The sequence below is a fragment of the Bacillus salipaludis genome (assembly GCF_004358205.1).
The window spans coordinates 505996-531217 of record NZ_SMYO01000002.1 but is presented as its reverse complement, the minus strand read 5'-3'; the positions used below and the strand labels follow the sequence as shown (position 1 = coordinate 531217).

The 25222-nt window shown below is 40.8% G+C and carries 24 protein-coding genes; 6 read left to right on the top strand and 18 right to left on the bottom strand.

Features of this window, described 5'->3' with window-relative positions; translation table 11 throughout:
• Window positions 1–16 precede the first annotated feature (16 nt).
• From E2K98_RS05205 to E2K98_RS05190, 4 genes are all read right to left on the bottom strand, one after another.
• Complete coding sequence (locus E2K98_RS05205; protein WP_133333189.1) at window positions 17–1189, bottom strand: trans-sulfuration enzyme family protein; 1173 nt, start codon at window positions 1187–1189, stop codon at window positions 17–19.
• Between the two features lie 243 nt (window positions 1190–1432).
• Window positions 1433–2881: a sigma-54 interaction domain-containing protein gene (locus E2K98_RS05200; protein ID WP_133333188.1), complete on the bottom strand. Its 1449-nt coding sequence runs from the start codon at window positions 2879–2881 to the stop codon at window positions 1433–1435.
• Between the two features lie 253 nt (window positions 2882–3134).
• On the bottom strand, window positions 3135–4292 hold the full coding sequence (locus tag E2K98_RS05195; RefSeq protein ID WP_133333187.1) for a trans-sulfuration enzyme family protein: 1158 nt from the start codon (window positions 4290–4292) through the stop codon (window positions 3135–3137).
• Between the two features lie 307 nt (window positions 4293–4599).
• Complete coding sequence (locus E2K98_RS05190) at window positions 4600–4785, bottom strand: aspartyl-phosphate phosphatase Spo0E family protein (RefSeq protein ID WP_133333186.1); 186 nt, start codon at window positions 4783–4785, stop codon at window positions 4600–4602.
• A 300-nt stretch (window positions 4786–5085) separates the two neighbouring features.
• On the opposite strand from E2K98_RS05190, the gene E2K98_RS05185 reads away from it, so the two are divergent.
• A complete protein-coding gene (locus E2K98_RS05185) occupies window positions 5086–5235 on the top strand; it encodes a DUF2922 domain-containing protein (protein WP_235824719.1) in 150 nt (49 codons plus the stop codon).
• A gap of 241 nt (window positions 5236–5476) precedes the next feature.
• On the opposite strand, the gene E2K98_RS05180 is transcribed toward E2K98_RS05185, so the two are convergent.
• The 3 genes from E2K98_RS05180 to E2K98_RS05170 form a co-directional block, all read right to left on the bottom strand.
• Window positions 5477–5701 (bottom strand): hypothetical protein, encoded by a 225-nt coding sequence (locus E2K98_RS05180; protein ID WP_133333185.1) that lies wholly within the window; start codon window positions 5699–5701, stop codon window positions 5477–5479.
• Between the two features lie 241 nt (window positions 5702–5942).
• The gene (locus E2K98_RS05175; protein WP_133333243.1) at window positions 5943–6650 is read right to left on the bottom strand and encodes a DNA alkylation repair protein; all 708 of its coding nucleotides are present in this window, start codon (window positions 6648–6650) and stop codon (window positions 5943–5945) included.
• 143 nt (window positions 6651–6793) lie between these two features.
• Window positions 6794–7060, bottom strand: coding sequence for an aspartyl-phosphate phosphatase Spo0E family protein (locus E2K98_RS05170; RefSeq protein ID WP_133333184.1), 267 nt, complete (start codon window positions 7058–7060; stop codon window positions 6794–6796).
• A gap of 514 nt (window positions 7061–7574) precedes the next feature.
• Here E2K98_RS05170 and E2K98_RS05165 point away from each other — a divergent pair.
• From E2K98_RS05165 to tatC, 3 genes are all read left to right on the top strand, one after another.
• On the top strand, window positions 7575–9320 hold the full coding sequence (locus tag E2K98_RS05165) for an alkaline phosphatase D family protein (protein ID WP_133333183.1): 1746 nt from the start codon (window positions 7575–7577) through the stop codon (window positions 9318–9320).
• A gap of 27 nt (window positions 9321–9347) precedes the next feature.
• On the top strand, window positions 9348–9554 hold the full coding sequence (locus E2K98_RS05160; protein ID WP_133333182.1) for a twin-arginine translocase TatA/TatE family subunit: 207 nt from the start codon (window positions 9348–9350) through the stop codon (window positions 9552–9554).
• Window positions 9555–9626: 72 nt separating this feature from the next.
• Complete coding sequence (gene tatC, locus E2K98_RS05155) at window positions 9627–10355, top strand: twin-arginine translocase subunit TatC (protein ID WP_133333181.1); 729 nt, start codon at window positions 9627–9629, stop codon at window positions 10353–10355.
• Window positions 10356–10559: 204 nt separating this feature from the next.
• Here the strand turns inward: tatC and E2K98_RS30780 are convergent, their stop codons facing one another.
• Window positions 10560–10709, bottom strand: a complete 150-nt coding sequence (locus E2K98_RS30780) for a hypothetical protein (RefSeq protein WP_165976177.1) — start codon at window positions 10707–10709, stop codon at window positions 10560–10562.
• Window positions 10710–11021: 312 nt separating this feature from the next.
• On the opposite strand from E2K98_RS30780, the gene E2K98_RS05150 reads away from it, so the two are divergent.
• Entirely contained in the window at window positions 11022–11489 is a 468-nt protein-coding gene (locus E2K98_RS05150; protein WP_133333180.1) for a phage tail protein, read from the top strand.
• A gap of 721 nt (window positions 11490–12210) precedes the next feature.
• Here E2K98_RS05150 and E2K98_RS05145 read toward each other — a convergent pair.
• From E2K98_RS05145 to E2K98_RS05135, 3 genes are read right to left on the bottom strand one after another with little or no spacing between them, the layout of a single operon-like run.
• Complete coding sequence (locus tag E2K98_RS05145; protein ID WP_133333179.1) at window positions 12211–12996, bottom strand: SDR family oxidoreductase; 786 nt, start codon at window positions 12994–12996, stop codon at window positions 12211–12213.
• A gap of 16 nt (window positions 12997–13012) precedes the next feature.
• Entirely contained in the window at window positions 13013–14287 is a 1275-nt protein-coding gene (locus tag E2K98_RS05140) for a (Fe-S)-binding protein (protein WP_133333178.1), read from the bottom strand.
• Complete coding sequence (locus E2K98_RS05135) at window positions 14280–15692, bottom strand: FAD-binding oxidoreductase (protein WP_235824718.1); 1413 nt, start codon at window positions 15690–15692, stop codon at window positions 14280–14282. Before E2K98_RS05135 ends, E2K98_RS05140 begins: the two co-directional genes overlap by 8 nt.
• A gap of 105 nt (window positions 15693–15797) precedes the next feature.
• Here E2K98_RS05135 and E2K98_RS05130 point away from each other — a divergent pair, with 105 nt between their 5' ends.
• A complete protein-coding gene (locus tag E2K98_RS05130; protein WP_133333177.1) occupies window positions 15798–16439 on the top strand; it encodes a hypothetical protein in 642 nt (213 codons plus the stop codon).
• A gap of 66 nt (window positions 16440–16505) precedes the next feature.
• Here the strand turns inward: E2K98_RS05130 and E2K98_RS05125 are convergent, their stop codons facing one another.
• From E2K98_RS05125 to E2K98_RS05095, 7 genes are all read right to left on the bottom strand, one after another.
• Entirely contained in the window at window positions 16506–17303 is a 798-nt protein-coding gene (locus tag E2K98_RS05125) for an ABC transporter permease (protein ID WP_133333241.1), read from the bottom strand.
• Entirely contained in the window at window positions 17303–18250 is a 948-nt protein-coding gene (locus E2K98_RS05120; RefSeq protein WP_133333176.1) for an ABC transporter permease, read from the bottom strand. Before E2K98_RS05120 ends, E2K98_RS05125 begins: the two co-directional genes overlap by 1 nt.
• Window positions 18214–19314, bottom strand: coding sequence for an ABC transporter ATP-binding protein (locus E2K98_RS05115; protein ID WP_133333175.1), 1101 nt, complete (start codon window positions 19312–19314; stop codon window positions 18214–18216). Before E2K98_RS05115 ends, E2K98_RS05120 begins: the two co-directional genes overlap by 37 nt.
• 17 nt (window positions 19315–19331) lie before the next feature.
• Window positions 19332–20426 (bottom strand): ABC transporter substrate-binding protein, encoded by a 1095-nt coding sequence (locus E2K98_RS05110; protein ID WP_133333174.1) that lies wholly within the window; start codon window positions 20424–20426, stop codon window positions 19332–19334.
• Between the two features lie 34 nt (window positions 20427–20460).
• On the bottom strand, window positions 20461–21438 hold the full coding sequence (locus E2K98_RS05105; RefSeq protein WP_165976176.1) for a TAXI family TRAP transporter solute-binding subunit: 978 nt from the start codon (window positions 21436–21438) through the stop codon (window positions 20461–20463).
• Between the two features lie 156 nt (window positions 21439–21594).
• Entirely contained in the window at window positions 21595–22971 is a 1377-nt protein-coding gene (locus E2K98_RS05100; protein WP_133333172.1) for a sigma-54-dependent transcriptional regulator, read from the bottom strand.
• Entirely contained in the window at window positions 22946–25099 is a 2154-nt protein-coding gene (locus E2K98_RS05095; RefSeq protein ID WP_133333171.1) for a transporter substrate-binding domain-containing protein, read from the bottom strand. Before E2K98_RS05095 ends, E2K98_RS05100 begins: the two co-directional genes overlap by 26 nt.
• Between the last annotated feature and the right edge of the window lie 123 nt (window positions 25100–25222).

Genomic DNA, 25222 nt, shown 5'->3' with positions numbered 1-25222 from the left:
AAGTATTTTCCAATCATTATAGTATTTTTTTCTGTAAGACATCGGCTGTTTTTACATGATCCAAGGCTTTAAATAAATCATTTAGAAGATCATTTTTATCTTCAATGCCGCAGCTCAGCCGAACTAGCCCGTCTGTCACCCCTAATTCAAGCCTCTCTTTTTCAGGAATTACGGCATGGGACATCGTGAAAGGATAAGATAATATCGATTCAACACCGCCTAAGCTAACGGCCACTATAGGTATGCTTACATGGGCAAAAAAGTCCTTCACATTTTCATAGCTTCCTAAATCAAATGTTAAAACAGCTCCACCGCTGCCTGCTTGGGAAAAATGAATCTCCCGTCCATTGTGATATTCAAGACTCGGATAATAAACTGCCTTCACCTTGCTATGTTTTAGAAGCTCACCCGCTATAAATGCCGCATTTTCAACTTCCTTTTCCATACGGATTTTCATGGTCTTGATTCCTCTTAAAATTAACCAACAATCATATGGGGGGAGCATACTGCCCAGCATTTTTTGCGTTTTGAATAACGTTTCCGCAATCTCTTGATCATTGGTCACAACCAATCCAGCGGTTACATCACTATGGCCATTGATAAATTTTGTCGCACTATGGATGACGATATCCACTCCCAATTTAATCGGATTTTGGAAAATGGGTGTCATAAACGTATTGTCGATGATGGTCAGCAAGTTGTATTTCTTTGCTAAATTAACAACACCTCTAATATCGGTAACCGTTAATAGGGGATTAGAGGGTGTCTCAATATAAATTCCTTTTGTATTTTGCTTGATTGCTTTCTTCCAGGCGTTAAGATCCGTCTCATCCACGAAAGTGTATTCAATTCCGTATCTCGGAAACATCTCGGTTACGAGCTGATAGGCTCCCCCGTATATATCTTTACAAAGGATTACGTGATCCCCCTGTGAGAAATTTAGCAATACCGCAGAAATTGCCGCCATACCGGAAGCAAAGGCATATCCATATTTAGCAAACTCCAAACAGGCAACCGTTTCCTCCAATGCTTTCCTTGTTGGGTTGCCAAAACGCGTGTAGGTAAACTCTTGTGATTGCGCAAATTGAGCTTGATGAAAGGTAGAGGATTGATAGATCGGTACGGATGAGCTTCCGGTATGCTGATCAATCAACGGACCACCGTGAATTAATTTTGTATCCAGTTCCATTTTGTTCACTCCTTTTGATTAATAATTATGCAAGAGTTGTGCCATAATAAAATCCTTGTTAATTCAACATTCCTGCTTGCAAAAAGGAGATGAAATTATCATTTCCGCGATGATTATAGCGAAACATGACCATTCAGTACTGCTCTTCTATTCCCAAATTTGAAAAATATTTTATTAATTATTCAAAAATATTTTTCCTTAAAGTAAAAAGATTGCAAATGAAATTGCAATCTCAGGGAAAAGTTAGAAAACTTTTAGATGATATCGTTCTAGCTTACGATAAAGTGTCGATAAACTAATTTTCAATTCATCGGCTACTTTTTCTTTGTCATTTCGGCCATGACCACTCATAAAGAAACTTTGAATAATGGACTTTTCATATTCGGCAACCATCTCATCTAAGCTTAACCCTCCTGTCTGAATAGGTGCCTTAATCTGGTACAAATAATCCGGAAGATCTTGAAAACCAATTACATCCGATTCCGCCATATTCACCATATACTCCACAATATTTTCTAACTGCCGAATATTCCCTGGCCAATCATATTGGATTAGCCATTTTTCTAACTGTGGGTCCACCGTCATGTACGGACGGTTTAAGATTGAACAATACTTACAAATGAAGTATTGGAGGAAGAAGGGAATGTCTTCCCTCCTCTCCTTCAATGACTTTGTATTTAGCGGAATCACATTGATTCGATAATATAAATCCTCACGGAAGGTACCATTTTGAACCATCTCTTCTAAATTGCGGTGTGTTGCCGTTATCACACGAATATTGACAGGAAGCGATTTGTTTCCTCCTACTCTTTCAACCTCTCGTTCCTGTAATACCCTAAGAAGTTTGGGCTGCAGGGAAAGAGGTAGATCCCCTATTTCATCAAGAAAGATGGTTCCATGATTCGCCAGCTCAAACTTCCCTGCTTTTCCTTCCCGGTTTGCCCCTGTAAAAGCCCCGCCCGAATAGCCAAACAATTCACTTTCTAGTAAACTCTCCGGTATAGCGGCACAATTAACCGCAATAAAAGGGTTGTTTTTCCGATTCCCTTCATAATGAATCGCCTTTGCCAATACCTCTTTCCCCGTTCCCGTTGCCCCTCTAATTAAAACGTTTGCCGTGCTGTTTACAATCCGCCTGGCTTTACGGATTACCTCTTTCATATCCTCGTTTTTGCTGACAAAGTTATCAAAGGTAATGATTTTATTTGTATTTAATGTCTCTTCGTATAAATTGCATTGTGATGCGAATCTTTCATTCTGCGATATTAACTGGGATTCTACTACAAGACTTAGATGTTGGAGGAATCCCTTAAGTGATTCAGCATTTTCAATCATCTTTTCTTTTTGTTCCATTGAAAAGCCCATGAGTCCTATGGCTCCTAATGTCTCACTTCCCTTGACAATCGGAAAACCAATGGTTGCTGTCTCTTTGCATTCCTTAAAAAATTTACAGCTCATACAATGGGATTCATTTTTAATAACATCATAGGTCATATCGGGTCTGCCGGTCTTCATTACAGCACGCAACAAGGAGCCATCAGGTGCAGGTTTGCCAATTTGATGTTGATAGCTTCCTGTACCGCTAACCCGATATCCGTTTCGGTCAAGGATGGTGATATCAAAACCAAGTACCGCTGTTAGGTTTTCCGAAAATAGTTGAATGAATTCCCGATTTTGAGTGATACCTCTCACGTTTTCTACCTCCCGTATGCTCCAGTGCTTTTAAATTTTTCCACGTACTATTTCTATATGCAATTTTCAAGCCAACAATAAATTTCCGAAAAACTATGTAAAAAAAAGCAAAACATCATTGTTTTGCCAATTTTCTATTTTTCTATTATACTAAATTTCTCAATTATGAAAATACATTCTCTCAAGGTTGATAAAATTTCAGATATTTACCTACCAAAGACCTTACTGAGGAGCACTTCCTTTTGCCGTACTGTTATTCTAATGCTGTTTCAAGATCGTTCCATATATCCTCTACATCCTCAATTCCAACTGAAAAACGAACGAGTCCATCATCGAGACCTGCTTTTTCTCTTTCTTCTTTTGGGATGATGGCATGTGTCATCGAAGCTGGATGTTGAATTAATGTACCTACATCACCTAGGGAAACGGCTAAAGTACTCAGTTTTACTGAATTCATAAGTTTAACCCCTGTTTCGTATCCCCCCTTCAAGACAAAAGAAATCATTGCTCCGGGACCTTTCATTTGTTTCTCCATGATCTGTTGATCTTCAAAGCTTGCAAGTCCGGGAAAATATACCTTCTCTATCGCCTCATGTTTTTCCAGACGTTCAGCCAAAATCTGTGCATTTTCTTGAGAGCGGTCCATGCGAATATGCAAGGTACGTATCCCCTGACAGAGAAGCCAGGCATCCATAGGGGACAAATTTGCTCCCATCGTCTTCTGCACTTCTTTCCTCATCGGATCAATGATTTCCTTACTGGAAATGACGAGTCCGCCAATAAGATATCCATGACCAGACAAATATTTTGTTGCACTGTGGATAACAATATCAATGCCGCATAAAATAGGATTTTGTAAGTATGGAGACAAAAATGTATTATCAACAACCGTCAAGATTCCCTTTTGCTTAGCAAGCCCCGCTACACTCTTCATATCTACCAAGGAAAGCGTAGGATTGGAAGGGGTTTCAAAGTAGATTACTTTCGTTCTATCTGTTATGTGTGGTTCAATCTCTTCCCCTGTCTTAAAGGGGACAAATGTTACATCAATTCCAAATTTCTTTACCGTTTTAGATAGAAATGCGTGCGTCGCCCCATACAACGCTGTGTGTGCAACAACATGATCCCCTGCTTGCAAAACACCCAAAAGGCAGCCAGTTATGGCAGCCATTCCAGATGAGAAAGCCAAACACCCTTCACCAAATTCCAATTCTGCTACCTTCTCCTCCAGTTCTCTTACATTTGGATTTCCCAGGCGTGAATACATAAATCCTGGATCCGCTCCCGCGAAGCGTTGTGCTCCTACCTCTGCATTATCAAAAACAAATGTGGAAGTCATATAAACAGGGGAGATGTGTGAGCCATGCCCTGGATCTTTGTTTACTTTTACTAGTTTTGATGTATAGTTCATGAGTATTTTCGCCTCCTGATTTTTGTAATCTGAAATGTTGCAGTTTTTATTTCTTCCTATTCGGTGTATACAAGTCTTTATATGCAAAAGTTATGCCAATTCTGTAAACCTTATAAAATCTGCAGTTTTCATTTTAAAATTTTCAAGTTATTTTCATTTTTGCCAAGGTTCACTGCAAAACATTGTAATGATCGAACCTACCAATTTTGCAATATCGAGAATACTTTCCTATAATTGGAGGGATTCTAAATATTATTCTAGCTTCTAAGTATTTCGTATGCCCGAAACACCCGTTCCACTAGCCCGATTAGGAGAGGCGCTTAATTCTCCGTGCTAATCCTGGATATCTAATTTTCATCATTTTGTTAATTAATATATCTAAATCTTGACTATATTTAATGGTTCTTGGATCAGACAGGCCATATATTGATCCTGACTTTTCCATTTCTATTTTTAGATATTTGTATTCTTCCACATATTTCATAAGTTCCATTTTTTATTCCTCCTTAAAGCAATCAGTGATATCAGTCTCCTTTGCTAATGTATATATATTTTGCAATTCCCATGCCAATCTTTAATTCTCTGTTAAGTGACTGTTCTTCAAAGATTGTATTAAGCTAGTCAGTCTCATTTCCTTTCATAATTGAGAAAAGTGTTTTCTAGATTGAGAAAAACTTTATTAGTCTAGTAAGCATTAATTTTAAGGATAGGAGGTGAGTTAATTGGCTAAATCATTGGAATTACAATTCGTAACGGCCACCGGTAAAATTGCCCGTATTGTGTTGATAATCCAATGGAACCGATTGACGAAGCGGTTGTGAATCAATCGATGGATGAAATCGTAAGCTCAGGGGCTTTCTATACAGGAAGCGGCGACCTTGTTTCGACAAAGGGAGCAAGAATCGTGGAGCGCAATGGAACAGATTATGAGCTTGTTTCGTAAGGAGGGAGGCCGGGTTCTTTGTGAGAAACCGGCCTCTTTTAGTAATTTGTTTCTATTTATCCTTAAAATATCCTTATTTTTAGCTGGATATACAGTTGTAAATCCACAGGGACGGTTCTACTTGCCTTTTTCGGGCTAAAAAAGCCTCCAGAACCGTCCCCGTGGTTCCCCACCCCGTACAGAAAAACTGACCCAAATGGGTTGTCATTCAACGCCCGCTTGGGTCACCTTCATGTAGAAATTAAAACCAACAAAATGGAAATATCGGCCAGCAAAATGGAATGAAGCATGCTCCCCAAAATCCATATCCATACCCTTCATTTTTATAAGAAGGATTGAATTCAACAATTTCTAATCCATCCCGTCTTACTTCTACGACTCTCCCTACTGCCCATTCTCCGTTTTCTTTCTTAAAACGAACCAATTCACCCTCTAAGTGACGGGCGTTTTCATAATTTAATTGCATGTAAGTCCCTCCTTTCAAAAGTGGACTTACTATAAGGTATGATAGATATGACTTCTTGCTAGGGCAAACGTCATAAGTTTGTCTGAAATGCTAGAAATTCTTATCACTAGAGTTAGATAAATGATACAACGGAGTAAGAACTCTTCTATGTATACTAGAATCAGATGTTAAACACTTGAAAAAAGCCACAGGGACGGTTCTCATGGCCCAAAAAAGCCGCAAGAACCGTCCCTATGGTCACTTAACACCTAACATATTTTCGTTTGAAGCCAAGCCGCCCTCGGTCTAGATCCTTTTGAATATTTTCGGAAGCATGCAGAATACTGCTTTTTTTCTTGTCACGCTTGATTTCGACTGGACCCACTGCCTTTGCAGTTTCAACCGCCTTATCATGGAGCGGCAAATAGGATATCCCGACGGTGTACATAAAATTATTCATCGCCGATTTCGTCCGGTCTGGAGAATCTTGAATCGTATTTTTCACCAGATCAAGCATTCCGGCAAGCTTGCTTGCACTAAACTCACTGTCCGGGCGATTACCCAAAAGCCAGCAGTAACAACTCCAGCCTGCCGACATTTTAAGCTCCTCCCCGCTGGCAATCCATTTATCGGCAACAGCTTGCGCAATATCGGTTTCAGCCAACGTTACGGCAACAACATAATCAGACAGCATATAAAAATACGCCGCTCCAATCCAACGCTCAAAATCCTCCTCCGTCATGGCCATGGGATCCGCAATGATGCCGGCAAAATACATGGCATCGTAGTTTCCGGTGGCGTAAAGCTCCTCTGCCAAAGGCTGATCTTTCTTGATTTTCTTCGCAATCGGCTTCATTGCACCTGTAGCCACACCAAAAAGCGGCTCATGTGCACCATTGCTTATGTACGTCTTTTTCATTCGTTCCTTGCCAAGCGCCTCTAGTTCTTGCATAACCGTTTCGAAATTCATCATTTTACACTTCCTTCCTTTATCATCATACCCACTTCTATAGGGATGTTCTCATGGTCATTATGCAAAAAACAATAAGGAATAGAGAAAAAAAGAGTGACATTTTTAGCCACTCCCTATCAAAATGAAATATAATTTTCATATTATAGTATAGAAAAAATAGAACTGTAACCTATACGTACAGACTTAAAAAGTGTTTTTTGTATAAACAGTAAAAATTCATGGTATACATCCATTGGATTGGTTTGTTTTGTTTCAATTAATACTAAATGATTATAATCATTTAGCAGCTGGTCGAGCTCTTGGCTACACTTGATTGTTTCTTGACACACCAATCCTTTATCCATTCCTACCTTAATCATCTCTTCTCTTTTCTTGCTTATAGCAAACTCCAAATCTGCCAGTTTCATTATGGACTCACACCTCGAAAAATTATTATAACTGTGTATATCTGCTAATCATATGAGGCAACTTGGACACTAAAATCATTATATCATTTTCCGACTTTTAAAAAATCAATTCGATAAAACAAGATAAAAACAGACAAAAACAGACACTATCCCAATAACAAATCAATATAGTTGAGACCGGCCATATCGTGAAGCCGGTCTCTTTTAATAGAATAATGAAGGGAAGGACCTATAAATGGGAATTCTACAGGGACGGTTCTCAATTACTTCCCATTTATTAAGCTTTTATTAATAAATGATTAAGAAATATAAGCCATAGGAACTAGTAAACTTCCTCTCTTCTCCATCACCAGGAGAAGAGTTCGTTAGTTGTAAAAATCTTAGTCAAAAAATAAACGGGCCTTTACTCCCTCTTTTCTAACTACAGCAATTTACAATTCTTAACATCCAGTTAAAACTAGCAAACTATAATAGGATTTATTGAAAACGATATAGGGAAAAGAGGGGTAATTTCATGAATAACGAAAGAGCACTGGATGAATGGATCAAAAACTGGAGCGAGGAAAGCCTGAGCAAAAATTTGGACCGACGCAGCTTTTTACAAGGCGCCACTAAGATTGCAGGACTATCATTAGGACTCGCTCTCGCCCAGTCAGTTGGAGGATTGAATGTTGAAGCTGCTCCAATGTTTAGTGATTATCCTTTTACCCTTGGTGTTGCATCCGGTGACCCGCTATCTGATGGAGTCGTATTATGGACAAGACTTGCACCAGACCCGTTAAACGGAGGCGGAATGCCCGACACCGAATTCGAGGTAAAATGGGAAATGGCACAAGACGAGCATTTCCGCCACATCGTCCAAAAAGGAACGGAGATTGCCTCCCCTCAACTCGGACATACCGTCCATGTTGAAGTAAGCGGGTTAAAAGCCAATCATCTTTACTATTACCGTTTCAAAAGCGGAAACGAAATCAGTCCAGTAGGAAGAACAAAAACACTGCCAAAGGCAGGTTCTAATGTCTCCAATCTAAAATTTGCCTTTGTATCCTGTCAGCAATATGAACATGGTTACTATACCGCTTATCAGCATCTGGCGAAAGAAGATCTCGATGTGGTATTTCACCTTGGGGATTACATCTATGAATACGGAGCAAACGAATATGTTGCAGCGAACGGAAACGTCCGGACGCATATTGGTCAAGAAATTATCACTCTTCAAGATTATCGAAATCGTTACGCCCAGTATCGCAGTGATGCAAACCTAAAAGCTGCCCATGCCGCCTTCCCTTGGATTGTAACCTGGGATGATCATGAAGTGGAAAATAACTATGCAAATGTCATTCCAGAAAAGGGACAATCTGTTGAGGAGTTTATCAAACGACGTGCAGCTGCGTATCAAGCCTATTATGAAAACATGCCGCTGCGCAAATCCACCATGCTTGGCGGTAACATGCAATTATATCGCAGCTTCCAATATGGGAATTTGGCCAATTTCTTTGTCCTCGATACCCGCCAATACCGGGATGACCAGGCAAATGGAGATAAAAGCAGTCCGCAGACAGCTGAGTCTCTTGATCCAAACCGTACTTTAATGGGCATGGAACAAGAAAAATGGCTTCTCGACAACCTGGAACACTCAAAATCGGTATGGAATGTGATGGCACAGCAAATCTTCTTTGCACAGCGGAATTACGGCACCGCTGCTTCACCAAAATTCAGTATGGATGCCTGGGATGGTTATCCGGCTGCACGCCAGCACCTGCTAGATTTTGCAAAAAACAGAAACATCGACAACTTAATCATTTTAAGTGGAGATGTTCATGCAAACTGGGCTTCCAACCTATTGACCAATTTTGATGATCCGAACTCGAAGATCATTGGAGCTGAATTTGTTGGAACTTCGATTACCTCTGGTGGTGATGGATCGGATAAACGAGCCGATACGGATAAAATCTTGGGCCTCAATCCGCATATTCAATTTTTCAATGATTTTCGAGGGTATGTACGCTGTAAGGTAACACCGGAGAAATGGCAAGCAGATTACCGCGTGGTTCCATACGTATCTTCCCAGGGGGCAGACATTACGACTAGAGCTTCCTTCGTCTTTGAAAAAGACCAAAACGGACTGAAGGAAGTATCAAAAGCAGCTGTTCCACACGGCAAGCGGCGATCGAATGAAGTAGAGGAAGATCGTGATCGTGCCCATACACGCGCACATGAAAAACAAGTAGAGAAACAGCGTGGAAAAATCCTACATTAATTCAAAATCGAAAGGCAGTGATTAAGCATGTTATCCAATATTGGAATCCCCGGTTTAATTATCGTTCTCGTGATCGCATTAATTATTTTTGGCCCCTCTAAATTACCGGATATCGGCCGGGCGTTTGGGCGTACATTAACTGAATTTAAAAGTGCCTCCAAGGGACTCATTTCAGATGAAGAAAAAGAGGATGAAAAAAAGCCTGTCCTGACGGCTGTAGAGAAAAAGGGATAATCGATTTTAAAAAAAGTGGACGAGGCAACTCGTCTACTTCTTTTATGAAGATTAAAAAAGGGAGGTACAGACATGGAACATCAACATCTTTTAGGGCATCTCGAAGAATTACGGAGCAGAATCATAAAAACATTAGTGGCATTTGTATTCTTTTTGATCGTGAGTTTTTGTTTTGTAAAGGAAATCTATCATTGGCTCGTTCAAGATATGGATCAGAAACTTGCCATACTTGGACCGAGTGATATCCTGTGGATTTATATGGTGATTGCGGCAGTCATTTCAATCGCTGTGACAATTCCTGTGGCGGCCTATCAAACATGGCGCTTTGTTTCCCCCGCTTTAAAACAGGAAGAAAAACAGGTCACGTTACGATTCATCCCAGGTCTCTTTCTATTATTTCTCTTAGGAATCTCGTTTGGATACTTCGTATTATTTCCGATGGTCCTGAAGTTCTTAACTTCTTTATCGGACGGTCAATTCGTGACGATGTTTACTGCCGAAAAATACTTCAGGTTCATGATCAATCTTATTTTGCCTTTCGGATTTCTATTTGAAATGCCGCTTGTGGTGATGTTTTTAACAAAACTAGGGATTCTCAATCCGAAGAGGCTCGCGAAAGCTCGGAAAGTCTCCTATCTGGCTTTGATTGTAATAGCAGTGGTCATTACTCCGCCGGATTTTCTATCTGACTTTTTAGTGACCATTCCTTTACTTGTTCTGTATGAGTTGAGCATTACTTTGTCGAGGGTGGTGTATAGGAAAAAGCTTATGAATGAAAATGTGGCAGTAGCACAAATATAAAAATTCCACATGGGCGGTTGTCTTGGTTGTATCAAAACTGTCCCCATAGTCTCTAAAGCAGCCAATTTGTTTCAGGTTTCCGATGTGTTTTTTACTTTTATAACGGAATTTTTTTGTATATAATGGATATATACTAAAAAAGAGAAGTGCTGCAAACACTTCTCCCTGCAGCTGCTACCGTCAGGGTGGTGGTTGTCAAATACCTTATTGATTTTCTTGAGAACCTCCCTTTTGCTTACGACGGCGTAGGGTGGTTTTCTTGTTTTCTAGAATGTTTTTCCGAAAGAAATAAGCAGTCAGTTCACGCAGTAGCCCTTTCAGAACTTCTCGTAGAATTTCAAGAAATGTTTCCATGATTATCACCTCCCTTCCTTAGCAACGGAAAGAAGACTGACAACCTACCACCCTAACAATATTCAGTTGCAACTCCATTCTAACACTTTCTATAAATACAATAGCCTATCAATCTTCGACAAAATTCGCAGAGCGGCTATCAGAACTGCCCTTATGAAAAGCTTCTTTTCTTTTTTATGGCTCGTTAACTTTCCGTGAAGTACAATAATTGGTGATAGTATAAATACATGGACATGTCTAGTTAAATTTTCAAAAACTGACCATACTGGAAGGGTAAGGATTTGTCCTTTAGATATAAGAGGAGGAATGGAAATGTCCTATGTTGTTGATTTTAAAAATGTGTCTACGATTGGTTTAGAGTCTTCACCTGCAGCAGATGCGCTTGCTGGTTTACGTGCGAATGAAGCCCGTTACTTTATGAACAAATACAAGCATGAATTTACGGTTGTCCCAGCTAGCGAAAGCAAGGAAACCCTTGATTATGTGAACCGAATTTTGAAAGAAGAACGTGATATTGAGTTTGCAGCCAAACCTTTAGAGACCTCGCGTTTACAAGTGGAAAATATCGATTGGACTTATGTCTTTTATGAGGATGGTCTTTCGGTCAACGTCCTGTATACGCTTGATGGCCCTAAGCCAAAGCGGGCCGTTGGTTTTAAGCTTTCTGAGGGGATGGAGGTCCCTAAGGAGTTAGAAGGGAAGTTTAAGTTTGCTAGGCAGAAGTCTAAACTAGCAGGAACCATTCGGGGCTCGTATTTTGTCATTAAAGGAGAATATTAAATTCCACCGGGACGGTTCTCCCGGCTTTTTTTGTCTATGAGTGAGAACGGTCCCTTTGTCGCCAAAATTGTCGATAAAAGCTAATTTTGTGTTGATATCATTCATTTTTGTGTTGATATACGGCAAAAAGTGTCGATATAATCCCATTTTGTGTCAATATCATAAAAACGGCCATTCGTTTACCCACCGTTTTAGCTCTTTACCCACCTATTTGAGCTATTTACATTCCGGTTCTCCCCTTTTACCCTCCACTTCACATTTTAGCTACTGAAAATCAGTTATCCTTTTCTAAAAATTACCTTTTTAAATTTAAATTACCATTTTCAGTAAACCCCTAGCCCTAGATTGGGTATCCTTTATAACCTAATTTCATTTACCCACTTGTTTTGGCTCTTTACCCACCACTTTGGGGCGTTTACATTCCAGTTCTCCCCTTTTATCCACCACTTCTGGCCATTCACCCTCCACTTCGCATTTTAGCTACTGAAAATCAGGTATCTTTCTTTAAAAATTACCATTTTCAGTAAACCCCTAGCCCTAAATTAGGCCTCCTTTTCAACCTAATTTCATTTACCCACTAGTTATGGCTCTTTACCCACCACTTTGGGGCGTTTACATTCCGATTCTCCCCTTTTACCCACCACTACTTCCTATTTACCCTCCAAAATAAAAAGGGCAGCTTCATATAGAGTCGAAGCCTGCCCGAAATGTAGCTATATTCTTAAACCGATTTCACCATCCCACCATCCACAAGCAACGAACTTCCTGTAACATAGGTGTTCGCATCCGAAGCTAAAAAAGTGACAACTCTAGCAAACTCCTCTGGTTTCCCATACCTGCCAAGAGGAATATTCTTCTTGGAAGCCGCCTCCACCTCATCAGGAGAAACCCCCAACTTATCTGCCTTAAGCTGATCTAGAAAAGCTACTCGGTCTGTTGCAATTCTACCCGGTGATACGGTATTGACCAAAATATTGTACGGAGCCAGTTCTTCCGCAAGACTTTTCCCAAGTCCAAGAACGCCTAAACGAAAGGTATTCGATAAAATTAGGCCAGGTATCGGTTGTTTAATGGAAGAGGAAGCGATATTAATGATTCTGCCGCCTTCTTTCTTTAAATCTGGCAGAACTTCTCGGACAAGTCGCACATAGCTTAATAGATTCAATTCGAAAGCTTGATACCAATCTTGATCTTGAAAGTCTTCAAAACCTCCCCCCTTTGGTCCTCCCGAGTTATTAATTAAAATCTGAATGTTTCCTAAGGTTTCCCTCGTATGCTTGACTAATGCTTCAATTTCCTCCGCTTTGGTAATATCCGCGGGAAAATAGGCAACTTTCCCTTCTCCTAACGACTGCAGCTCTTCTTGAACTTCCTTCAGCTTTTCTTTATTTCGGCTGGTTAACATAACATTAGCGCCCTCCATGACGAGTTGGGCCGCTATCGCTTTTCCCAATCCTTGGCTAGATGCCACCACAATCGCTGTCTTTCCTGCTAAATGTAAGTCCATTTTTTTCTCCCCCATATCAAATTTTATCGATTTCACAGGCTTCCGCTAGCAGTTCAACAAGATGAACCACTTTGATTTTTTCTTCTTTCCTTTCGCGCCTAACACCTAATTTCATCTGTAAATGGCATCCCGGATTACTTGTGACGATGATGTCCGGCTCCACTTTTTCAATATGATTCATCTTTTGATCCAACACTTCCATCGCTTCATGGTAATGGACGACATTGTAAATTCCTGCAGATCCACAGCACATGTCCTGTTTTTCAAACATACGGTAATCAATCCCCGGAACCTTCTTAATTAATTGATGAGGCTCATCAGCGACTTTTTGAACATGCCGTAAATGACACGAGGGTTGGTAGGCAACGATTTTTCGAATTTCTTTGGTAAATGGCAATGAACTCTCGGTCAATAAAACGCTAATGTCTTTACACCGCGCAGCAAATTTCTCTGCACGAGAATGCCATTCTGATTCTGCCTCAAACAATTCAGGATACTCCACCAACATCGCACCACAACCGCCGATACTATTGACAATAAAATCAAAATCATAGTGTTCAAAGGCGGCGATATTTTTTTTAGCAAGGGCGATGGTCTCTTCTTTTTTCCCACTATGATGCAAAAGGGCTCCACAACAGGATTGTTCTTCAATCAAGGTGACTTCACAGCCAGCAAGCTGCAGTAATTTCATACTGTCATCATTGATTTTTGAAAACATCACATCCATAATACAACCCACAAAAAATCCAACTGTATGGGTCTTCTTCCCAATCGGAGGTAATACTCGATATTCTCTTTCCTTTTTTGCCGGCATCTTGATCATGGGAGTAATGGATTCCATTGCCTGAATACTTTCTGGGAATGCCTTCATAATGCCTGACTTTCTCGCTAAAGAAACCATTCCGGTTTTTTGTGCGAATTGTAACCCTCTTCCCGCAACCTTTTGCCACTTTTTATTCGGTAATCCTTTTTCAAGGAGCATCGTTTCCATTTTGGAAGCAGGCTTCTCGTTCGCGATGAATTCCTTCGCGGATTGCAAAATGGTTCCGTATTGAACATTGGTCGGACAGGCGGTTTCGCAAGCTCGGCAGCCTAAACATAATTCAATGGAGGATGCGGCAGCCTCGACTGAAATCTTTTCTTCTGATAATAATTTCACTAAATTGATTCGCCCCCGTGGTGACTGGGTTTCCACACCGGTCGTCTCGTAGGTGGGGCATTTTGGCAAACAATAACCACATTGGACACAGGCAAAGGTTTCTTCATAGGCTAATCTATCGCTTCTACTCATCGGTTAACACAAACCTTTGTCCAGGCTCCGGAAATATTTTTCCGGGGTTTAAGAGATTATGAGGATCCCAGGCTTGTTTCATCCGTTTCATCATCGATAAACCAGCTGCACCAAGCTCCATTTCCATAAACGGAGCCTTCATTGTTCCAATCCCATGTTCTCCTGATAATGTGCCGCCCATTTCGACTGCAGCTTGAAAAATCTCCTCGACTGCTTTTTCCACTCGTTTCATTTCTTCGATATCACGTTTATCCGCTATGATATTCGGATGCAAATTCCCATCTCCAGCATGGCCAAATACAACTAAATCGATGGTATACTTTTCTCTTATTTCCTTTAACCGTTGAAACATATCGGGAATCCGACTGCGCGGAACCGTAGCATCTTCTGAAATCTTCGTTGGCTTTTTTCGAACAATCGCTGGAGAAACGAGTTTTCTCGCCTTCCAAAGTTCGGCTTCTTCTTCCTTTGTTTCTGCTATTTTCACTTCTCTCGCGCCAATTTCTAAACAAATTTCCTTCACCCTTTGGGCTTCTGCTTCGATGGCAGCAGGATGTCCGTCCAATTCGATTAATAACAGCGCTTCGATATCGGTGGGTAACCCGGATGGCTCAAATTGCTCTACTGCGATAACAGATGCTTGATCCATAATTTCTAATTTCGATGGTAAAATCCCACCTGTCAGGATGCTGGAAATCGCTTTTCCGGCAATGACGAGGTCATCAAAAAGGACCATTAACGTTCCGGTCGACTGTGGTTTAGGGATTAACTGTAGTATCGCTTTTGTGATAATCCCTAACGTCCCTTCAGAACCAACCATTAATTTCGTTAAGTCATAGCCTGTTACATTTTTTACCGTTCTTCCCCCGGTTTGGATGACTTCCCCGTCAGCCGTAACCACTTCAAGGCCGAGCACATAATCCTTCGTCACCCCATATTTAAGTCCGCGCGGGCCGCCGGCGTTCTCCGCTAAATTCCCGCCAATGGTAGACACATGGGAGCTGCTCGGATCAGGAGGATACATTAGACCATATTCACTGGCCATTTTATTGATATCTGCCGTGATCACTCCTGGGGAAACAATCGCGACTAAATCATCTGGTTCGATCACTAACGTATCTGTCCATTTAGAAAAATCAAGGACAATCCCGCCATGAACCGGTAATGGGCCCCCGCTTAAGCTCGTTCCCTTTCCCCTTGGATAAATCGGTGTTTTATGTTTATTGGCTACTTTGACAATTCCGACCACTTCATTCGTAGAAGTGGGCTGCACAACCACATCCGGTGGAAACACGCCGAAAGAGGCATCATAGGAATAACTGGCAAGATCCGCTTCATTTGTAAGGACTCGACGTTTGTCCTGAACCACTTGGCGGATTTCTATTTCGATTTCTGCATGTATCACAACCCCCACCTCCCTTTCTAAAAAATATATAGACAGAATATTGAGAGTATTATAGATAAAAATTAGTTATAATGAACAAAATGAGAATGAGAGAGGATGACAATTTTGAAAGTAGCCTTAATTCATGCAACAACCACAGCCTTACAGCCGATTGAAAAAGCGTTTCAGGAATCTGCTCCTGAAGTAGAGCTGCAACATTTTATGGACACCCATCTGCTTTCCATGATGGAAAAAGCCGGGGGCCTCACTCCCGAAATCATTCGCAGATTTTCGGTATTGGTAAACCTTGCTGCTGAATCGGAAGCCAATTGCATTCAATTGACTTGTTCAGCCTTTAATAACACACAAAAGATTTTGCAGCCGATGCATGCGGTTAAACTTTTTCGGTCCGATGAAGCAATGTTGGATGAAGCACTAGCTTATGAACGAATTGGCCTCATTTCCACCGTTAAAGAAACCCCAATCGCCTTAATGAGTTATTTACGAGAAAAAAGACCGGATTGTATCATTGAATCTCTAGTAGAACCGGGACTAATCCATCTTCTATTTCAAGGAAGGATTGATGAACATGATGAAAGGGTACGTAACATGATCCAGCAAATGGACGGAACAGTGGATGTCATTGTCCTTTCACAGTACAGTATGGCTCATGTTGCCGATCAGGTTCAGACCTCTGTTCCGATTCTTACTGCACCACAAGCAACGGTGAACAGATGTTTAGGCTATTTAAAATCTCATTCCTCTTGAACTTAAAACAGCCGGCTGTTTTGCTTTTACTAGCAAAATGCCGGCTTTTCTTTTTCCTCTTAATTCCTAATGCTGGGTGCCACCGAATAACTTTCCAACCCCATGAATCTTTTCAAGTACCACGATTAAAATGACAGAAATGAAAATAACCACACTCGACACAGAAGCGACGATTGGATTATACGCATCCTGCATCGTTGAGAAAATCTCGATTGGAAGGGTTCGCATATCCGGAGATATCATAAACAATGAGACGGTAACATTATCAAAAGATGTCAAGAATGCAAATAATCCTCCAGAGATCATGGCCGGCCGGATGAGCGGCAGGGTCACCTTCCAAAAGACAATCAATGGATTTGCCCCTAGAATCGCGGCTGCTTTTTCCAAATTGTAATCAAATCCGCTTAACCCTGTTAGGACCAAGCGAATCACATACGGGATACAAATGATCGTATGTGCAATTAAAAAGCCTGTTGAAGTACCTGCAAGCATCATCGGTGTGAAATAGATCAGCAGGGCAATCCCTAGTACAAGTTGAGGTACACTTAACGGCGCGGTCAAGATGGATGTAATATAGTGCTTTCCGGGAATATCATACTTCGCAATCGCAAGGGCCCCCAGCGTCCCGAATAAAACAGCAAAAAAGGCAGCTAAGGAAGCAAAGAGCAAACTATTATAAAAGGCTTCGACGAATTCAGTGCGTTCTAAAATCTTTGTATACCATTGCAGCGAAAAACCTTTTGGTGGAAAGCTTGGATAAGCTGCACTTGTAAACGATGCAGGGATGACCACCATTAATGGAAGTAAGATATAGATGATCCCGATCACAGCAAGGACCACACGGAACTTTCCAAGTACTTTCATCATCGGAACACCTCCCGAAACTTACTTTTTTCAAATGCACGTGTAAAGATGAAAACGGAAAGAAGCGTAATCAAAAGGAGTACGTACGACAATGCTGAACCAAATGTCCATTTCAGAAGGTTGTTAATTTGATCATATACAACCACTGGCATCATCGGAACATTTGCGCCTCCCATTAAAGAAGGAGTGACATAGGCACTCATCGATAAACTAAAGACCAGCACACAGCCCGATACAATCCCTGGCAAACTAAGCGGAAGAGTAATCGAAAAAAAGCTCCGCAGTGGACTGGCACCAAGAATCGCTCCCGCTTTCTCTAATGATGGGTCAATATTATACAAGCTCGTCACAATCGCTAACACCATGAAAGGCAAATAGGCATTTGAAAGACCGATGACCACACCAATTTCAGAGAATAATAGATTGAGCGGCTTATGAATAATGCCCAGATTCATTAAAAGTGAATTGATCGTACCGTTCGGTAATAATAATAAGTACCATCCAAAATTACGTACAACAATGCTGACCAAAAGAGGGGAAGCAATTAATAAAGTAATATATCCCCGAACTTTCGGTGAGCTTTTCGCCATCGTTAACGCGATGGGGTATCCCAGAATAAGGGAAACAAGTACAGAATATAAACTGATTTTTACCGTCAACCACATCGAAGATAAGTAATAGTGGTCGGTAAATAACGTGATATAGTTTTGTAAACTAAAAGCGGCATCGGTACCATTCAAACTATCAGTAGAAATAAAACTTAAATACAAAATATACAGCATCGGGACCACAAAGAATCCAAAGATGAATAACAGGATTGGGACTAAAAGAAGAAGCCCGGCAATCCAAGTTCTTCTTTTTTTCACTTTCGTCCTTTTTTGCGGTTCCGCCTTTACCGTTTTTTGTTCACTTACTTCTTGATCAGCATAATTTCTGACGGGTTCCATCCAACATACACCTCACTTCCATTTTGCCAGGTTGAGTCATAGGAACTGGTTAATAATTGTAGCGTTTTCCCTTGCAGGGAAACATCTACTTCCCATGAAGTACCAAGGTAATTCAGCTGAATGATTTTAGCCGGCTGAAGTTCCAAGTTTGGTGAGGAGGTTTCCCTCGTTGAGGAAATGTGAACATTCTCAGGGCGAATATAAAGTCTCACCTCATCCCCTGCTCTCAATGAACGATTCTCGCCAATCATATTGGCCGAATCGACATGAATGATTTCCTCACCGACTATCACCGAAATTTCCCTTCCTTCGGCTACCACAACCACTCCTTCAAACGAATTCGATTTTCCGATGAATTGAAAGACAAATTCCGTGTTCGGATGATTGTAGATCGCGGTCGGTGTGCTGATTTGTTCAATTTTTCCTGCATTCATCACAACGACCCTGTCCGACATCGATAAAGCTTCCTCTTGATCATGGGTAACAAAAATCGTGGTGACCCCTATTTCCTTTTGTAAACGCTTAATTTCCGCGCGCAGTTCATGTCGTAATTTTGCATCCAGATTGGATAGTGGTTCATCGAGCAGCAATAATTCCGGCTCAACGACGAGTGCTCTAGCAATCGCGACACGCTGCCTTTGCCCTCCCGATAATTCCCTTGGGTAACGATGTTCAAGCCCGGACATCTTCACCAGTTCCAGAACTCGATCCATTTTCTTTTTTTGCTCCGATTTAGCCACTTTTCTTAGGTTCAAACCAAAGCTTAGGTTTTCTTGCACCGTCATATGTGGAAACAAGGAATACGTTTGAAAGACCATTCCTAAATCGCGCTTATAAGGGGGGACTTTCGTTACCTTTTTCCCTTTAATGTACACATCCCCCTGATCGGCTTCCAGAAAGCCTGCAATTAAATTCAATGTAGTCGACTTCCCGCAGCCTGAAGGTCCGAGCAATGTTAACAATTCACCCTGTTTTACTTCCAAGTCAATATCATTCAGTACGACATTGGATCCAAATTGTTTTCTTGCACCCCTGATCTCTACATCGCAAGGAATTGCGTTCATGGTCTGTCCCTCCATTCTTATTTTAATTTTTTACCGATTTGTGGAACGACTTCTTTCGTCCAACGATCAGACCATTCAGCCCGTACTTTCGCGTATGCAGCAAAATCAGGTTTATAGGTTTTGTCTGTATCCTTTAGCCCAATCGATTCTTGGAACTTCTCTGGAAACTTCACGCCTTCAACAACTGGATAAAATCCCTGTTCTGCAATTAAAGCTTGTGAATCAGCACTTACTACATAGTTGAGGAATTCGAGTGCTTCCTTCTGGTGAGGAGTATTTTTCACAAGAGTTCCACTAAAGGCTTGAATCGGTACCCCTTCTTTTGGTACCACCATTTTAAGTGGAACACCTTGAACCGCTAAATCACCAATCGCATAGCTTCCCATAACGGTTACATCAGCAGCACCTTGCTGAAGCGCTGGCATCACTTGCGTTGAATTTTTATAAAAAGTTGTGGAGTAACCGGCAAGCTCTTTTGCTTTTTGGATCCCTGGCTCCACATTATCTGTACCGCCACCGTTTGCCATCGCAAGTGCGTTTAAGGTGTTAAAGCCCCAGTCATTTGTAATATCTACAAACGCTGTTTTTCCTTCATATTGGCCAGATGCTAAGTCGTTCCAGGATTCAATCGGTTTCAAGCCCTTCTCTTTAAACGTTTTTGTATTATAGGCAGGGGCAATGGCCAATCCAAATATTGGAGCACCTGCATCCTTAACGGCTACAAACTTCGGATCGACATGACTCATATTCGGAGCATTCGATTCATCGATTTTATCGATAAGCCCTTTATCATTTGCACGCTGTACATCGGTTGGTACAAAGATGGCAATGTCAATTTGTGGAGCATTTTTTTGTAATTCTACCTTCGATAAAATTTCTCCAGAAAGTCCTGGAACAAAGTTAACCGTGATGCCGGTTTCCTTTTTGAATTTCGGAGCAATGACGTCCCGGATGGTTTTTTCAATAACCCCGCCATTTCCTGCAATGGTAATAGATTTTTCCCCATCTTTTCCCGCTTTCGCAGTCCCTCCGGCCTTTTGTGGATTAGGAGCTCCACAGGCTGATAAAATAATTAGTAAAGCGATTGAAATTAATGAAAGGATCTTTTTCATTTTCACTTGCCCCCTATTTTTTTGTAGTAGTATTTTAATGGATGATTTCTTTGAAAAATTGTTTTGCTCCAGGATGGAGCTTGATTGGAATCCCTGCAGTTGCATTAGATAAATGGAGTTCCATTGCTTCTAGGTGAGCGTTTTTGGATTCTGGTAAATGGTCATATAACGTTTTTACTAGTTTGTAAGCTTCTTGTTTAGGCAAATCCGGGTATGTAAAAAGGACATTTTTTACGATTAATGTTGGTGTACGCTTGATGCCAGCGTAAGTTTGACTGCTTATTTCATCCAGTGTGTAAAATTCAAACTTCTCATGAAGGCTTTTTGCCATTTGTTTTGGAATCGGAATAAGAGAAATTTTCATCTCTGACGCAAGTTCCGAAATCACTGGATTCGGTAAACCGGAAGAAAAGAACGCAACATCAATCGTTCCATTTCTTAAGGCATCTGCCGATTGTGTGAAGGAAAGAGTAGATACATCCATTTCATTGCTTGCTAGATTGGCAGCCTTCAGGACCCTTTCAGCCATCAGTTTGGTTCCGCTTTCGACGGTTCCAATACTGACCCTTTTCCCACGTAAATCTTCTAAAGTATGAATATCACTTTTGGTTGTGACAATTTGGATATAATTCGAGTAAAGTCCAGTAAGGGCGAGAATTTTCTTTTTTTTCGTTTCTGGCAATGACAGGACATCCACCGTACTAAATCCTAATTCCGCTTGTTTCTGACTCACTAGCTTTGTATTCTGAATCGAAGCGTGCGTCACTTGTGTTCCAGCTGCTTTTCCATTGTACTTTCGAAATAAATCTGCCATCGCCTCTCCCAAAGGAAAATAGACACCTGACATATCCCCCGTCGCAATCACTAATGGAGTTTGACTTTCTGTAAGTTCCTCTGCAGGTGGAGGAACGGTTTGAACCCCACTTGGAAATAATTCCCGACTAACCGTTATACACCCAATCAAAAGAAAGAGTAAAAGGACTAAAATTTTTATAAGTGTCCCTGTTTTCAATGACTGTCCTCCTTTCACACAGATAATATGCAATTACCGTGCCAATTTTCAGATTATTGAATTTAAAAGCGTTTTCATAAATAGTTGTCCCTTTTTTAAAAAGAAAAGCGGCAAATTCTGCCGCTATTTTCGGCAAAATTTGCCGTATACCGGAATTTATTCAATTCCGATTTCATATAGTTTTATTTTCTCCCGGAGACTTCTTTCAGAAATTTGTAACGTCTCGGCAGTCCTTTGACGGTGTTTTCCACAATGTTTTAAAGTCCCAGAAATGACCTTTTTCTCAATTTCCTTCATCGATAGACCGACCGGAATAACGATACTATTCTCAGAATCATTTAAAATACCGCCAGCCTCTTTCTTTTGCTCTAGCATGTAATAAGGCAAATCCCCCTCATCAATGACGGTATCAATGGAAAGCGCTACTGCGTATTCAATGATATTTCCCAGCTCCCGAACATTACCCGGATAGTGATAGTCAAGTAAAAGTCTGCGGGCAGCTGCAGAAAGGGATCTCTTTTCTCTGCTCATTTCTTTACAATACTTTTGCAAAAAATAATCAATCAACAGCGGCAGATCCTCTTTTCGCTCTCGTAATGGCGGTGTTTTAATCGGAATCACGTTCAGCCTGAAATACAAATCCTCCCGGAACTTCCCTTCCTGGACCATTTGGGCAATATCTTTATTCGCCGCACATAGAATCCGAACATCTAATGAGATTTTCTTATTCGATCCGAGAGGTGTCACTTCACGTTCTTGAATGACCCTCAATAATTTAGCCTGAAGGGGCAGAGGCATCTCACTAATTTCATCAAGAAATAAAGTTCCTCCATTGGCGGCGACCCACTTTCCTTCCTTTGACTGTGTTGCCCCTGTAAACGCTCCCTTTTCATACCCGAATAATTCCGATTCAAGTAAGGTTTCAGGGATGGCTGCACAATTCAAAATTTCTAATGGTCCATCCTTACGCTTCCCTGAAAAATGAATCCTTTTCGCAACCAGTTCTTTCCCCGTTCCACTTTCTCCGGAAATCAAGACGCAAGAGTCGATATCTTTAATGCGATCGATCATTGAAAAGACATTTTTCATCGCTTTACTATTTCCTAAGAAGTCTTTAAAGCCCTTCCTTTCCTCCAGCTCTTCATGGAGGGTTTCAAGCATATTCGAGATTTGCTTAAACTCAGCGGCTCTTAATAAAAGCAAGGATAGGTTTTCGATATTAATCGGCTTTTCAATATAATAAAAGGCACCCATTTTGATCGCTTCGATGGAGGTTTCAATCGAAGCATAAGCAGTCATCATGATGACCGTCACAGATGGATCTTTTTGTTTAATTCTTTGCAAAACATCCAGCCCATTATAACGTCCAATCCGAAGATCCAGCAGAATAATATCGACCCGTTCTTTTTCCACGATGCCAATGCCTTCCTCCGGATCCGTTGTCGTCATCATAAAATAATCATCCTCAAGAGCAAAGCTAAGTGAAGCACAAATGGCTTGTTCATCGTCAATAACCAGTACCCTTGGCTTCAATCCGAATCTCCTCCTTTGTGTATAAAGGCAATAAAATCGTGAATGTCGTTCCTTGATCAGGAATACTATTTACTTGAATATCTCCATGGTTCTCTTTGATTAAATTGTAAGATAAGGTCAACCCCAGCCCGACACCTTTTCCCTTGGTCGTAAAAAATGGTTCAAAGATATGGTTGAGCACCCCTTGCTCCATCCCTTTACCCGTATCTATAATCAAAATCCTCCCCTTCTCGAGATCCTCTTTCGCCATGCAGATTGTAATTTTCTTCTCTTCTGTCTCTTCCACTGCATGAACGGCATTTAATAATAGATTAAGGAGGACCTGACGAATTTGCTGCGGATCAATGTGAAAAACAAGATCAGGTTCGATGCATTGTTCAAATTCAATCCTATTTTTATCCATCGTTACTTTTAGAATAGCGAGTAAGGACGTCAGCTGTTGAGCCGTGCAGGGTTGAATATTCGGTAAGCTGGGACGAGCATAATCAATTAAGTCGGTTACAATCCGATTGAGTCTGTTCACCTCTTCTGGTAAATGCTCCATTAGAACCTTTTGAAATTTCGGTTGATCGTATTTCTTTGGAATCAGGTCGATGAACGTTTTAATCGATGTTAACGGGTTCCGAATTTCATGAGCTACACCCGCTACTAACTGGCCGAGCGCATGGAGCTTTTCTTGTGTAATCAGCTTTTGTTCGAGTTTCTTTTTTTCTGTTTCGTCGTTCATGGAGAGCAAATAGCCTGCCTGGTTTTCAAGTGAGTTAAACATCTTATTGAGAGAATAATAGATGACCTTCCGTTCACCATTCTCATTTATTTCTAAAAAGCGATAATAATCAGCACCCTCTTGTTGCAAAGCTTGTCCAGAACGATCATGCTCAAAAAGCTTTAAAAAGATGGGCGAATCCTGAAGGTTGAACTTCGTATGGGCAGGAAGTTCGAGAATTTCCAATGCCCGCTGATTACAGCTTGTGATCTTAAAATCGATATCGAACGTGACAATGCCAGTGTCGATATTATTTAAAATTTGATCTTTAAATGCATTGCTATCAGCCGTTCGCTGCCGTTGCATGTGTAAATCTTCATTTAATAGTTGGAGGTCTTTTGTTTGAAGATTCACAGCTGCTTTTAACCGTTGATTCCAAATATAGATTGCAATGAGGATCAGGGCACCAATCAAAAGAAAGAGAGATAAATAGAAGATAAAATGTTCCAAACGGGCAATTTTCGCTTCGGTTTCGGGACGAACCCATTGATCAATTAATTTACTGACTTCTCCCTTAGCCTTTAATTTTGTAAGCGTTTGATTAATCATCGAAAGAAGGTCCTCATTCCCTTCCTTTACGGCAATCGCATAATCGGCCGGATTCATGACTTCATCCAGAATGAGGTAGTTGTCTTGTTGATCAAACTCTTTTAGAAAATAAGAAGCGGTAAATTCATTTCCAATAAAAACGTCCGCCCGGCCATTTAGAAGCGTTAAAAGACCAGAGTATTGATTGGACACCAAGGTAAGATTCGTATTCCTTAAATTTAGTAGCGTGCCTAGTACAGGAGTATGATCTTGCAGGACAATATGCCTGTTCCTTAGGTCTTCGATACTTTTAATTTTGTCCTTACTTGCTTTTGGGATAATTAACGAATCGGACATCGTAAAGTAGGATTGAGAAAAATCGAATACTTTATCCTTTTCGGTGGTATAGGTTACCCCCGCGATTGCATCTATTTTACCATCTCGTAAGGCCTGCTCTGCTTCATGCATCTCCATTGGTATATATTCAAATTTAAGCCCGTTTGCATCTGCAATTTTTTCCATTAATTTAATATTTATACCTGTCAGTGACCCTTGCTGATCTTTATAAGAAAAAGGAGGAAGGTCCCATTCTCCGGCGATTTTATAGGTTTTCCCTTCAGCAAATACAATAGGTTGTAGTAAGGATATAAATAATAGGAGACTTATGATGATAAAAAGCCTTCTTGCCAGTTCTCGGATAACACGGCCTCCTTTGCATAAGGATTCAAAATTCAGAATAATAATATAATCATAGGGAAAACTGCGGATGATAGCAAGTGCTCTGGAGTTCAGATTGGGGCGGTTTGCGCCGGATTTGGTCGAAGTTGTCCGCATTCCAAGGGGATTTATTAAATTGTCGATAAAATCCTACTTTTGTTGATATTCCACTAAAAAGTGTTGATATAACTCCATTTTGTGTTGATATCCGATGAAAAAGTGTTGATATCACTCCATTTT